The organism is Granulicella sp. 5B5 (assembly GCF_014083945.1).
Lineage (GTDB): Bacteria > Acidobacteriota > Terriglobia > Terriglobales > Acidobacteriaceae > Granulicella.
The window spans coordinates 738,104-751,248 of the sequence record NZ_CP046444.1 but is presented as its reverse complement, the minus strand read 5'-3'; the positions used below and the strand labels follow the sequence as shown (position 1 = coordinate 751,248).

Below are 13,145 nucleotides of genomic sequence, written 5' to 3'. Positions count from 1 at the left end.
TTGATAAGCCAGAGCGTAAGCTCGCGCTCCTTCGGTGTGAGAGAGCGGGGGAACCGCGTTCGACTTTTCAATAAGATTCGACATCTAATCAGCAACTGGCTGTGACGATCAGGGACTACAGGTTAGTACATCGAGAAAGATTATGCCTGAGGGAGACACAATCTATCGGACGGCGCGGGTGCTGGGGAAGGCGCTGGCGTGTCGTGTCGTTACGGGGTTTGAGACGGGGTTTGCGAAGCTGGCGAGTGTGAATGATGACACGCCGCTGGTGGGGCGGGTGGTGGAGAAGGTCGAGGCTCGCGGGAAGTGGTGTCTGATTTATTTCTCCGGGGATTTGATTCTGCTGTCGCATATGTTGATGTCGGGGTCGTGGCATATCTATCGCACGGGGGAGAGGTGGAAGATGCCTCGGCGGGCGATGCGGGTGGTGATTCGGGTGGGTGGGGCTGCAGACCCTCAGGGGCTGAAGTCCCTTGTTTCTTTGGATGGTTCTAATGGCGGGACTGAAGTCCCGCCCCTTCAAAGCGCAAGCGTGTCCATGTCCGGGGCGGTTGGGGCAAAGGTCGAGGGCGGTGGTAGGAATGAGCAGCCGCATCCCGCTCATGCGATGAAGCCGCATGAACGGGGCACCCAGGCATCCTACGAGCCCATGTCTCAGAAGCGAGACATGGGGCACCCGGATTTGTGCCGGGATGAAGGTGGGTTTGAGGCGGTGCTGTTCAACGCGCAGGTGGCGGAGTTTCATACGGCGCGGTCGCTCGCCAGAGATACATTAGTCCCGAAGCTGGGGCCGGATGTGCTGGGCGACGGGTTCAGTGTGGAGCGTGGAGTGGCGGCGATGCGGGCGTATGCAGTCGCGCATCCCGAGGCGGAAGTGGGCGTGGTGCTGAAGAACCAGCGAGTGCTGGCGGGGCTGGGGAATGTGTACAAGAGCGAGGTGGCGTTTGCGGCGGGGGTGAACCCGTTTCGGCGGATGAGTACGGTAACGCCGCGCGAGATGGAGACGATGGTGAAGTTTGCAGAACGCTACATGCGGGCGAATGTGAAGGATGGTGCGGGGCCGAGAGGGGAGGTGGGTGAAGGAGTTGTGACGTACTCAGGCCCGCGGCGGACGACGGGGGCGATGAGTCGCGGGGACCGTGTGTGGGTGTATGGGCGGCAGGGGCAGGAGTGCCGACGGTGTGGGACGGCGGTGATGATGCGGAAGCAGGGTGAGCAGGCGCGGTCGACGTACTGGTGCCCGGTGTGCCAGCCGTGGGTGGCGGCGGAGGGGCAGAGTGCGGAGGCTCCGATAGGCGGGACGACGGTGGTGCGGCGAGGGAAGGTTGGGTGTTGAGAGACAACGGCAAGAACGCTCACGCAGAGTGCGCGGAGTTTAACGCGATGTACGCAAACGCAATATAAGACGATGGCTTACTGCGGCTGCTGATCCTGCGGCTGCGGCGTAGGCTTGGGTTTGCCGACGCCGAACATCTTTTCGAGAAGGTTGCGGTGCTTGGTGGGCTCCTCGGCAGGTTGTTGCTGGGTGGGCTGTGTTTGTTGCTGAGTCTGCGGTTGGCCTGGCGTTTTGGGCTGGACCTGCGGTTGTGTGGTGGGGCTGACGTTGGGTGGGTTGTCGGAGCCGCCCTTGAAGATGTTGAAGAGGCGCTGGCCAAAGCTCTGTGAGGACTCGCCCATGTGCGAGCAGGTGCCGGAGGGCGTGGTGCCGATGAGGAAGGCAGTGTTGACGTCGTTGTCGGGGCAGGAGTCGTCGGCGATGAGGCCGGTGGGGGTGTTGACGCGGAGGACTTCGACGCCGTCGGGCGGGGTGAAGGGCTTCATGTCCGAGTACTGCGGGAGCTTGATGGCGCGATTCATGAACTCAGCCCAAATGGGTGCAGCGGCGTCAGCGCCCTGGAGCTTGACGTCGGTGTAGTCGTCGTTGCCGACCCAGATGATGCAGAGGAGGTTGGAGGAGTAGCCGGCGAACCAGGCGTCGTGCGAGGTGCCGGTTTTGCCGGCGGCGGGGGCGGTGAAGCCGTGCGCGCGGGCCGCGGAGCCCGTGCCGCGAGCCATCACGCCCTCAAGCATCGACTGCGTGAGGTAGGCGACGCGAGGGTCGAGGACCTGTTTGGCTTCGGGCGTGAAGTCGGCGACGATGTCCCCGTTGGGATTGCGGACGCTGGCGAGTATCCAGGGGCGGAGGTGGACGCCGTTGTTGGCGAAGACGGTGTAGGCGCCGGCCATGTCAATGGGTGTGGCGCTGTAGGTGCCGATGGCAACTGAGGGAGTGCCTTTGGCGTTGACGATGCCGGCGGAGCGGGCGAGCGAGGCGACGTTGTTGTAGCCGACCATCTGCGCGAGGGCGATGGTGGCGATGTTGAGTGAATGCTCGATGGCGGTGGCGGCGGTGACCATGCCGGGGTACTCGCCGCGCTCGAAGTTGCCGGGCTCGTAGGGCTTGCCGGGGGTGCCGAAGTCCTGTGGGTCATCGTTGAGTTTGGTGAGGGCGGTGAAGGGACCGTTGCCGTCGATGTTGGTGCCTTCGAGTGAGGTGTTATAGGCGGTGGCGTAGACGAAGGGCTTGAAGATGGAGCCGGTGGGGCGCTCGGAGACGGCGTGGTTGAGCTGCGAGACGGCGTAGTTGCGGCCGCCGATGAGTGCGAGCACCTGGCCGGTGTGCGGATTGAGCGCGACGAGAGCGACCTGCGGATAGTTGATGGGCTCGCCGGAGAACCTGTCGTCCTTGTTGAACTTTTCGCCCTTCTTGTGGTGGAGGTTGAAGTAGCGGCGGCGGACGAGTTCGTCGACGTTCTTCATGCCGGCGGCGACGGCGTCGGCGGCGGCGCGCTGCAGCTCGGGGTCGAGCGAGGTGTAGATGCGCAGGGCGGCGTGGGCGGCTTCGGAGTCGCCGAGGCGCTGGACGATCTCGTCGTGGACGAGGTCGACGAAGTAGGGCGCTTCGCTGGCGTCGATGTTGGGCGGGGCGAGGCGGATGGGCTCGGCCTTGGCCTTCTCGGCGTCGGCGGTGGTGATGGCCTGGGTCTCGACCATGGAGTCGATGACGATGTTGCGGCGCTCCATCACGCGGTCGGGGTGCTTGTAGGGGTTGAAGTAGCTGGGGCGCTGGATGATGCCGGCGAGCATGGCGCACTCGGCGAGATCGAGCTGGCGGAGGTCTTTGCCGAAGTAGGCTTGTGCGGCCTCGCCGAAGCCGTTGACGGCGAAGCTGCCGCGCTGGCCAAGGGGGATCTCGTTGGCGTACATCTCGAAGATCTGCCGCTTGTTGAAGCGGTGCTCGAGCTGGAAGGTGATCATGATCTCGGCAATCTTGCGCGAGATACGCTTGTCGGGCGAGAGGAAGAAGCCGCGGGCGAGCTGCTGGGTGAGGGTGGAGCCGCCGCAACTCATGTGGTGCGAGAGAAGGTCGACGACGGCGCACTTGAGGGTGCGGCCGTAGTTGAGTCCACTGTGCTCGAAGAAGCGACGGTCCTCAATGGCGAGCACGGCCTGCACCATGCGCGGAGGGATCTGGTCGTAGGTGACGAGGCGGCGCTTGGTGCGGTTCTTGTCCTCGCTCATCGCGGTGATGAGCTGCGGCTCAAGCTTGTAGGCCGCAAGAGGGGCACCGTTCTCCGCAATGATGGATTTGACGACGGGATGACCGTCGGGGCCGGTGGTGGTGACGATGGTGGCGCCGTCCATGGCGAGATAGCTCTCGGGGCCGGGCTTGATGAGGATGGAGTCCTGGTTGCCTTCTGAACGGAGCTGGTAGTTGCCGAGGCCCTGTGGGCCGTTGTAGCCAGCGTGGCGCAACGAGGCGGCGATGGAGATGGCGGAGAGCTCCTGGCCGGGACGGACCTCCTGTGGCGCTGCGTAGACCTGCGCTATGGAGGCGAAGAGCGGACCTTCGGCGAGGCGCTTGTCGACCTCGCCGCGGTATTTGAAGTAGAAGTAGCCAAAGACCATGCCGCCGAGCACAAGGCACGCAAGTACGATCGCCAGCAGGACGCGGGCGACCTTACTGAGAAGGGAGTTGGTGGTGCTGGCGAATTTAACTTTGACGGGCATAAAAGACAGACAGTAGAGCGCAGACAGTAGAGCGTAGAGAATGCGCTATGCTTTGGACGCTTTCAGCAGCGATTGGAGGTGCGTGACGATGGTTTCGACCGTAACGTCTGTGGTGCTCTGCTGCAAGCGGTCGACGAGCTCTACCTGGCCTTCGGCGAGCTTCTTGCCGATGTTGATACGGTAGGGGACGCCGATGAGTTCCGCGTCTTTGAACTTGACCCCAGCGCGCTCGTCGCGGTCGTCGAGCAGGACGTCGATGCCGGCGGCGGTGAGGTCGGCGGCGATCTTTTCTCCGGCAGCGAGGAGATCGCTCTCCTTGATGTTGGTGATGGTGACGATGACCTCATAGGGTGCGATGGTGGGTGAGAGCGCGTATTGCTCGCCGGCCTTTTCGGTGTCGGGAAACTGCCCCTTGAACTTTGCCGCGCTGGACTCGATGGCGGCGGTGAGGATGCGCTCGATGCCGATGCCGTAGCAGCCCATGATGGGCATGACCTCTTTGCCGTTGGCGTCGAGGACGCGCGCGCCCATGGACTCGGTGTACTTGTAGCCGAGCTTGAAGATGTGGCCGACTTCAACGGCTTTGCCGAGACGCAGCGGCTGGCCGCCGATGGGGTCGAGCTCACCTTCGTTGATGTTGCGGATGTCGGCGATGAGGGTTTGCGTGAAGTCGCGGCCGGGGGTGACGTTGCGGTAGTGGTAGTCGAGCTTGTTGGCGCCGCAGACGAGGTTCGTGCGGCCTTCGAGGCCGAGGTCGAGGACGACGATAGTCTTGAGGCCCTCGCTGGGTACGTCGCGCAGCACGCCTTTAAGCTTGTCGAGCGCCTTCCCGGACTTGAGGCCGTTGAGTGAGCCCTGTGTCATAACCTCGGGAATGCCGATGGGGCCGAGGAAGCCTGCGGGGCCGCCGATGTGCAGCTCGAGCTCTTCGGGTGTCATGGGGCGCAGGTCGGCGGTGCCGGCGAGGGCGGTGAGCTTGGTCTCGTTGACCTGGTGATCGCCGCGCAGGAAGGCGACGATGGGACGCAGCGGCTCGCCTGCGGGATGGCCGGCACGTGCGCCCATGAAGGCGACGCACTTGATGTCCTGCGAGGACTGGATGCCGAAGAACTCGGTGACGTCGGCGATGGAGGCTTTGCCGGGTGTGGAGACGAGCTCGGGCGTGCCGTCGCCGGTGGGGGCTAGGTCTTCGACTGGCGCGAGCTGGCTGGTGGCCTTCTCGAGGTTGGCCGCGTAGCCGCTCGCGCTGGAGGCGATGAAGTCTTCGCCTGCGTCGGTGTAGACCATGAACTCCTGCGAGCCGGAACCGCCCATGGCGCCGGAGTCGGCTTCGACGGCGACGAAGTCGAGCCCGCAGCGGGTGAAGATGGTGCGGTAGGTGGCGTCGTGCTTGTTGTAGCTTTCGTCGAGTCCAGCGGCGTCGATGTCGAAGGAGTAGGCGTCCTTCATGATGAACTGGCGCACACGGAGCAGGCCGGACTTGGGGCGGGGCTCGTCGCGGAACTTGGTCTGGATCTGGTACCAGATCTGGGGGAGCTGCTTGTAGCTGCGGAGCTCGTTGCGCGCAATGGAGGTGATGACCTCTTCGTGGGTCATGGCGAGGACGAGTTGTGCGCCCTTACGGTCCTTGAGGTGGAAGAGGTTCTGGCCCATGACGGCTTCACGGCCGGACTCCTGCCAGAGCTCGACGGGGTTCAGCGTGGGCAACAGGAACTCCTGGCCGATCTTGTCCATCTCCTCGCGCACGATGGCGACGATCTTGTTGATGGAGCGCTGGCCGAGCGGCAGATAGCTGTAGATGCCGGCGCCGAGCTGGCGGATGTATCCGGCGCGGAGAAGGAGCTTATGGCTGGCGACCTCGGCGTCTGTGGGGGCTTCGCGGAGGGTGGGAATGAAGAGCTTCGACCAACGTTGCATATCCCTCCGATTGTATCGGAGTGGCTATGGTGAGGAGAGATGGGCAGGGGTAAATGCAGGTCTCTCCGCTACGCATCGCGATGAAGCTGCGATGCTCCGGTCGAGATGACACTTCATGGGTGATTCAGCTGAGGATGTCGTGCAGATGGAGGATGCCGAGCACGGTGGTGTCGCGGGTGCCGTCGGCTGTGACGATGAGCGCGGTGATCTTGTGCTGCTCCATCAGATCGAGGGCCTCGGATGCGAAGGGTTCGGGGGCGATGGTGCGCGGCTCGGGGTTGCAGATCTCGGCGGCGGTGCGGTGGAAGGCTTCGGGGCCTTCGCGCTCGAAGAGGCGGCGGAGGTCGCCATCGGAGAGCAGGCCGACGAGCTTGCCTTTGAGTTGAACGGTCGTAACGCCGAGGCGGCGCGCGGAGATCTCGTGAATGATCTCGGGCAGCGTGGCGGTGGGGAGTACGGAGGGCAGGGCGTCGCCGGTGTGCATGAGCGCGCGGACGGGGGTGAGGCGGCGGCCGAGCGCACCGCCGGGGTGGAGCTCGGCGAAGTGCTGCGGCTGGAAGTCGAGACGGAGGCTGACGTCGATGGCGAGGGCGTCGCCGAGTGCGAGCATGGCGGTGGTGGAGGCGGTGGGTGCGAGTTGATGCGCGCAGGCTTCGCGTTCGACGGAGATATCGAGTACATGCTGGCTGGCGGCAGCGAGCTGCGAGGTGAGGCAGCCGGTGAAGCAGGCCAGTGTTACGCCGAGCTTCGGCAGAACGGGTAGAAGGCGCAGCAGCTCTTCGCTTGCGCCGGAGTAGCTGAGGGCGAGGAGGATGTCTCCGGCGGCGCAGAGGCCGAGGTCGCCGTGCAGGGCTTCTGTCGGGTGCAGGAAGGCCGCGGGAGTGCCGGTGGAGAGCAGCGTGGCGGCGATCTTCCGGGCGATGAGGCCGCTTTTGCCGACTCCGGTGAGCACGATGCGATGGCCCGCCTGGACGGCTGTAACCATTGTGGCAGCGAGGGAGTCAAAGTGAGAGCGCTGCGCGCCTTCGAGGCGGGTGGCGAGCTGTTCGAGCGCAGCGGCTTCAATGCGGACCAGCCCAGCCGGGCTCAAGGCTGGTTCCGCGGCGCTCAGGGCTGCAGAAGCAGGGTTTAGAGGTTCTACGCTGGCGCTGCGGTTTGGCGGGCTATCAGGCATGGGCACGGTTCGTGTGGCACTCGTGATGCTAGCAGAGCCGGCGGCGTTAGACTAAAGAGAGAGTGCGCGGCAACGTGCGCGGGAGGTTATGCTGTGGCGCGTCGGTTGGCAGTATTGGCGATGATGGTGGTGGTGCTGGGTGCGCTGGGGTTTGCGGGGTGGCACAACTATAAGCAGCGGCAGCTGGCGATGCAGCAGACGCAGCAGAAGATCGAGACGCTGACGAAGAGCTCCCCGGAGGAGGCGAACGCGGAGCCGGACGCGTCAGGAGCGAGCCTGCAGGGCAAGCCGGCACCGGCGTTTACGCTGGTGGACCTGAGCGGCAAGAAGGTGTCGCTGGCACAGTACCGTGGGCACCCTGTGATTGTGAACTTCTGGGCGACGTGGTGCGGGCCGTGCAAGCTGGAGATGCCGTGGTTCGAGGAGATGAACCAGAAGTACAAGAGCAAGGGGCTGGTGATTCTTGGGCTCTCGCAGGACGATGGCACCTCGGCTGACGAGATTGAGAAGGCCGTAAAGAAGATCGGCGTGACGTACACGATTCTGCAGCCGGATGAGAGCGTGCCGAAGCTCTATGGCGGAGTGGACTACCTGCCGGAGACGTTCTACGTGGACCCCAAGGGCGACGTCGTTGAAGAGACCGCGGGTGCGCCGACCAAGGACGAGATCGAAGCCGACATCCACAAGATTCTGCCGGGAGCGTGAGTACGTTGAAGAGGTTTGGAGTGTTGGCGGTGGTGTTGCTGGCGGGTGTGCTGCCGGCGCAGGAGATTCAGCTGGGGCAGCCGCAGGTGAAGGGCAAGGACCATGTGTTCCTGCTCTCGGACGCAGTGGATGTGCCGGCGGGCAAGCCGCAGGACGTGGAGCTGCGCTTCCGCGTTGACGATGGATTTCATATCAACTCGCATCATCCGTCCGATGAACTGCTGATTCCGACGGTGTTGACGTTGCAGGCGGCGAGCGGGTACAAGGTGCTGGGCGAGTCGTATCCGGCGGGTGTGTCGTTCCGTTTGCCGATTGGCGCGGGTGAGACGCTGAATGTGTACCAGGGCGAGTTTCGCGTGATGCTGCGGCTGGTGGTGCCGAAAGGAGAGTCCACGCTTAGCGGCACGCTGCACTACCAGGCCTGCGACAACGCTGCATGCTTTCCGCCGCGGAACCTGGCTGTGCATGTTGCGGTGCGGGGCGAGTAGGTCAAGTTGTAATAGGGTAGCTGCGAATGGGGCATTTCATCGATCACCGTAGATTTCTGGAGCAGCCTCTTGTATAGATGGGGGCGGGCTGCGAGCTGCATTGCGAAGCGATTGAAGCCAGTTTTGGAGCCAACGGCGACGATGGAGCAGGCATCCTAATCCCATACGGGCTATTTCTACCATTGCAAGGAGGTTCCATGAGAAAGTTCAGGTTGCCTGCTGTTGGTTGTTTAGCGTTTGGCCTGATGTATGCGGGTGCTGTATCCAACATGGCGCAGGCCCAAACTCCCGCGCATGGCTGGTCACAGGATGATGGTGTCCGCGTGGTCAAAGAGGTGCAGCAGAGGCTGCGGGGCCTTCCGGACTACGATGTCTTCGACTGGATCACGTTTGGCGTGGAGGGCAGGACGGTCGTGCTACATGGTTTCGCGTCGCGGCCCTCGTTGAAGAGTGAAGCCGCAAGCGCGGTGAAGGGCATTGCCGGTGTAGCCGCCGTGGAGAACCAGATCAAGGTGCTGCCCTATTCGCCGAATGACGACCGTGTCCGCGCGCAGGTTTACAACCGGATCTATACGTCGCCAGCGCTGAGCCGCTACAACGCCAACGCCGGCCCGCTATATCGCGGCCTCAGCGTGGCGCGTATGGCTGGCGGCATTACGAACGATCCGCCGCTGGGGTTTCATGCGATCCATATCATCGTCGATAACGGGCATGTGGCATTGTATGGTGTTGTGGACAATAGTGGTGACTCCGCGATGGCGAACATCCGCGCGAACTCTGCGCCGGGCGCCTTTAGCGTGGACAACAACCTGATCGTCGCTGGTTCCAAAGAACGATGATGGTGTGAGAGCGATGATCGCTCGCGGGTGCGTGTGAAGATGCACGCGCCTGCGGCTCTTGAACGAAGGCTTCATGGCACTACACTCCGGGCTAGCTGCGTTTTGGCTGCTTCTGAGCGGTGATGAACCGCCGTACGCGGTCCAACGTGCGCGCCTTGCCGAAGACGACCAGGCTCTCCAGCAGTGGCGGCGATTGCGTGCTGCCACTGATGATGGCGCGCAGCAGCATGAAGTTCTCTTTTACGCTCCACTGCTGGGCTTCGCCGAGCTTTTTCAGTGCGGCGTCGATGCTGACCGTATCCCAGGCTGCGGCTTCGAGCGCGGTGAGCTGCTCTTCAGCGAACTTGATCGTGTCTGCAGCCTCGCGCTTCTTGGGCAGCCACACGGATTCGGGTGGCATGACGTTGTCGGAGAAGAGGAAGCCTGTCATGTCGCCGAACTGGCCGAGGGTTTCGAGGCGTGTCTGCACGAGTGGCGCGACGGCGCGGAGGTACTCGTCGGAGAAGATGGTCGCGCGCATCGTTGCGAAGAACTCGTCGGGCGACTGCTTGCGGATGTACTCACCGTTGAGCCACTTCAGCTTGACCAGGTCGAAGACCGGGCCACCGAGTGAGATGCGCTGGAAGTCGTACTTCTCGAGCATCTCGGCGAGCGAGAAGATATCGCCTTCCTTGGTATTGAGGCCCTTGCTGACGATCTCCTGCTCGGTGGGCTGCGCCATGCCGCCGCCCATCAGGCCGAGGAAGTTGAGCATCGCCTGCGGCAGGTAGCCGGAGTCGCGATAGTAGTTGAGCGAGACCGGATTTTTGCGCTTGGAGATCTTCGACTTGTCGATGTTGCGCAACAGGGGCATGTGCCAGAACTTCGGCAGCTCCCACCCGAAAGCTTTATAGAGCAGCACGTGTTTCGGTGTGCTGCTGATCCACTCCTCGGCGCGGATGACGTCTGTGATCTGCATCAGGTGGTCGTCGATGACGTTAGCGAGGTGGTAGGTGGGGAAGCCGTCGGACTTGAGCAGCACCTGGTCGTCGACGTTGTTGTGGTCGAAGGTGATCTCGCCGCGCAGTTCGTCGCGGAAGGTAGTGCTGCCGCTGGCGGGCACCTTCAGGCGGATCACAGCCGGGCGGCCTTCGGCTTCGAACGTGGCGATCTGTGCGGGCGTGAGCTCGCGGTGCGCGCCGTTGTAACGCGGCGGCTGCTTGGCGGCGAGCTGCGACTGGCGCATCGCTTCGAGTTCTTCGGCGGTCTCGAAGGACTTGTAGGCGGTGCCGTTGTCGAGCAGGCGCTGCACGTACTCGCGGTAGATCTCGGTGCGCTCGGACTGGCGATAGGGGCCGTAGGGGCCACCGACGTCTGGGCCCTCGTCCCACTGCAGGCCGATCCACTTGAGCGCGTCGAAGATCATCTGCTCGCTGGTGGAGACGAAGCGGGTACGGTCGGTGTCCTCGATGCGCAGCACGAACTTGCCGCCTCGCTGCTTGGCGAAGAGGTAGTTCAGCAGGCCGATGTAGGCGGTGCCGACGTGCGGGTCGCCGGTTGGCGAGGGGGCGATGCGAACGCGGGTGGGGCGGGAGTCTTGCGAAGCGGGGGCGGAGGTCTCTGTTGTCATCGAAGTTGTCTAAACTTTGATCTTAACAGAGACGCTCCGCCAGGGTTGTTTGGAACGCGCTACGACTGGGGTGGGGGCTGGTAGGCAGGTGGTATCGCTGGCGGTGGAGGTGGCGGCGGATAGCTCGGCGGGTAGTACGGCGAGGCAGTTGGTGCCGGGACGACCTTCCAGTCACTGAAGGCCAGGATGCACACAACAATGATGAAGCCAATGGGGTAGAGCAGGATGAACAGTGACAAAGCGCCGTTCAAGCCGGCCTTGGTGAAGATGCGCCAGAACAGGAAGATGAAGAACACCACGATGGCGACAGCGAAGAGCAGGATGAAGCCCATCATCCCGGCGATCATGCCACCCATGGCTTTGGCTTGCTGATCGTAATCCGGCTGCTGCGCGATAGCGGCCAGGAGAGACGTTGCGTGATGCAAGTGAAGATGCAGCATGTTGCCTCCTCAAAACATTGAGGCAACTGTACCGGAGAACCGGCACGCCGCAAAGAGAAAATCGCGTCCGGGCTCGTTCTTCGGCAGCGATTTATGTCAGGTCGTCGGTATCGAAGGCGGGTACCTTGCGGCCCAGCGCGGAGATGTCGCGCGGCTGCGCTGCGATGGAGGTGATGGCGGCTTCGATGTCACTTTCGGTGGGACGGTCGGCATGCAGCGCGAGTTTCCTGCCGCTCTCGCCGTTGTCGAGCGACTCCAGCAGCACGACAACGTGTGCCACGGCGGTGCCGTCCTGCGGCAGGCCCTCGGGCGTCTTGCCCTTGATGCTCACCTGGTTCAGCTCGAGGCCCAGCAGGTCGGCGACGCGCTCGCGCATCTCGGCGGCGATGGGGACGATCTTTGGGCGGTGCATGATGAGCACGCAGTCGAGGTTGACGATCTTGTAGCCAGCCAGCGCGATCTCTTCGAGCGCGGTTTCTAGGAAGACGGTCGAGTCGGCACCCTTCCACTTGGGGTCGGTCGGCGGAAAGAAGGTGCCGATGTCGCCGGCGCAGACCGCGCCGAGCAGGGCGTCGGTGATGGCATGCAGCAGCAAGTCGCCGTCGGAGTGGCCCGCGAGTCCCTGGGGGTGGTCGATCTTCAGGCCGCCGATGACGAGAGGGACGCCTTCCTTGAAGGCGTGGGAGTCGAAGCCGAGGCCGATGCGCATGCTCATTCCTGTGATGATAACGCGGAGTGGTCGATGCGTCTGTGGAGGCAGTTGCCGGAGCGGATGGGCGGGTTAGTCTGTGGCACCCCTCCCCCTTTTTTGCCCTATGATCCGCAGCGGATTGGACTTAGGGGTGTATCCCCGGTTGTCTAGTCAAATTGTCAAAGAGCCGGTGGAATGGCGAAGGCCCGGCGGGTGGCCGAGCCTTCGTCTACATCTTTATTGTAAATGCCCTGTCAAGCGGCGGGCGCAGGTTAGCGAGCGCCGCCGGCTGCGTTGATGAGCTGGCCGTTGATCCAGCCGGACTCGTCCGAGGCGAGGAGGACCGCCGCGTCCGCGATGTCCTGCGGCTGACCGATGCGGCCAAACGGCACCGATGCCGCGTGCTGCTTGTCGAAGTCCGAACCGATAAAGCCCGCGGTGTGCGTGCCTTCGGTCTCGACCAGGCCGGGGTTCAGCGAGTTCACGCGAATACCTTTGGAGCCGAGCTCCAGCGAGAGTACGCCTGTGATCACATCGACCGCGCCCTTGGTCGCACTGTAGACCGCGCTGGCCGGAGGCGTAACGCGGCTGACGAGCGAACCGATGTTGATGATGCTGCCGCCCTTGGGGAGGTGCTTCACCGCGGCCTGCGTGACCAGCAGAAGGCCGAGCACGTTGACGTCGAACTGCTTGTGGAAGTGCTCCGGTGTGACCGCCTCGAGCGGCGCGAACTCGTAGACGCCCGAGTTGTTGACCAGCACGTCGAGCTTGCCGAAGCTCTTGATTGCAGCGTCGATGATGCTCTGCGCTTCCGCTGGCTTGGCGACGCTGCCGCCAACCGCGACGGCTTTGCCGCCTGCCTTGGTGATCTCGGCAACAACCTTGTCCGCGCCTTCCTTGCTCGATGCGTAGTTCACAACAACCGAGGCGCCAGCGGCTGCGAGCGACTTGGCAATAGCGGCACCAATGCCTTTCGACGCGCCCGTAACGACTGCGACTTTACCTGTAAGCTTGCTCATTTCAAATCTCCTTGTGTCGATCTCGAATCGTTTCGATATTTCGACAACCATCGAATTGATGTGAGTGAAGTACAGGAGGATTCATGGTGTCGGTGATTTTCTGGTGAGGGTGAGCGCTCGCGCCTGCGGCGCATTGCTGCGGAACAAGCGTTCACGCAGAGGGCGCAAAGGAAAAGCCCGCAAAGGCCGCGAAAGAAAACAAACAACGGCAAT

General features: G+C 63.1%; 11 protein-coding genes. 4 read left to right on the top strand and 7 right to left on the bottom strand.

Annotated elements, in window-relative coordinates:
• Positions 1-142: 142 nt before the first annotated feature.
• On the top strand, positions 143-1,336 hold the full coding sequence (locus GOB94_RS03320; protein WP_255484196.1) for a DNA-formamidopyrimidine glycosylase family protein: 1,194 nt from the start codon (positions 143-145) through the stop codon (positions 1,334-1,336).
• A 77-nt stretch (positions 1,337-1,413) separates the two neighbouring features.
• Here the strand turns inward: GOB94_RS03320 and GOB94_RS03315 are convergent, their stop codons facing one another.
• The 3 genes from GOB94_RS03315 to GOB94_RS03305 form a co-directional block, all read right to left on the bottom strand.
• A complete protein-coding gene (locus tag GOB94_RS03315; RefSeq protein ID WP_182277495.1) occupies positions 1,414-4,050 on the bottom strand; it encodes a transglycosylase domain-containing protein in 2,637 nt (878 codons plus the stop codon).
• Positions 4,051-4,095: 45 nt separating this feature from the next.
• Positions 4,096-5,967: a proline--tRNA ligase gene (locus GOB94_RS03310; RefSeq protein ID WP_182277494.1), complete on the bottom strand. Its 1,872-nt coding sequence runs from the start codon at positions 5,965-5,967 to the stop codon at positions 4,096-4,098.
• Between the two features lie 124 nt (positions 5,968-6,091).
• Positions 6,092-7,057 (bottom strand): KpsF/GutQ family sugar-phosphate isomerase, encoded by a 966-nt coding sequence (locus GOB94_RS03305; RefSeq protein ID WP_255484195.1) that lies wholly within the window; start codon positions 7,055-7,057, stop codon positions 6,092-6,094.
• A gap of 177 nt (positions 7,058-7,234) precedes the next feature.
• Between GOB94_RS03305 and GOB94_RS03300 the strand changes: the two genes are divergently transcribed.
• The 3 genes from GOB94_RS03300 (at position 7,235) to GOB94_RS03290 (ending at position 9,173) form a co-directional block, all read left to right on the top strand.
• On the top strand, positions 7,235-7,846 hold the full coding sequence (locus tag GOB94_RS03300) for a TlpA disulfide reductase family protein (protein ID WP_255484194.1): 612 nt from the start codon (positions 7,235-7,237) through the stop codon (positions 7,844-7,846).
• A complete protein-coding gene (locus GOB94_RS03295) occupies positions 7,843-8,334 on the top strand; it encodes a protein-disulfide reductase DsbD domain-containing protein (protein WP_182277492.1) in 492 nt (163 codons plus the stop codon). Before GOB94_RS03300 ends, GOB94_RS03295 begins: the two co-directional genes overlap by 4 nt.
• Before the next feature lie 197 nt (positions 8,335-8,531).
• Entirely contained in the window at positions 8,532-9,173 is a 642-nt protein-coding gene (locus GOB94_RS03290) for a BON domain-containing protein (RefSeq protein WP_182277491.1), read from the top strand.
• A 91-nt stretch (positions 9,174-9,264) separates the two neighbouring features.
• On the opposite strand, the gene gltX is transcribed toward GOB94_RS03290, so the two are convergent.
• The 4 genes from gltX to GOB94_RS03270 form a co-directional block, all read right to left on the bottom strand.
• Positions 9,265-10,782 carry a glutamate--tRNA ligase gene (gene gltX / locus GOB94_RS03285; RefSeq protein WP_182277490.1) on the bottom strand — a complete coding sequence of 506 codons (1,518 nt, stop codon included), beginning with the start codon at positions 10,780-10,782 and terminating at the stop codon, positions 9,265-9,267.
• 59 nt (positions 10,783-10,841) lie between these two features.
• Complete coding sequence (locus tag GOB94_RS03280; RefSeq protein ID WP_182277489.1) at positions 10,842-11,222, bottom strand: hypothetical protein; 381 nt, start codon at positions 11,220-11,222, stop codon at positions 10,842-10,844.
• 91 nt (positions 11,223-11,313) lie between these two features.
• Entirely contained in the window at positions 11,314-11,937 is a 624-nt protein-coding gene (gene ispF, locus GOB94_RS03275; RefSeq protein ID WP_182277488.1) for a 2-C-methyl-D-erythritol 2,4-cyclodiphosphate synthase, read from the bottom strand.
• A 248-nt stretch (positions 11,938-12,185) separates the two neighbouring features.
• Positions 12,186-12,932, bottom strand: coding sequence for a glucose 1-dehydrogenase (locus GOB94_RS03270; RefSeq protein ID WP_182277487.1), 747 nt, complete (start codon positions 12,930-12,932; stop codon positions 12,186-12,188).
• Between the last annotated feature and the right edge of the window lie 213 nt (positions 12,933-13,145).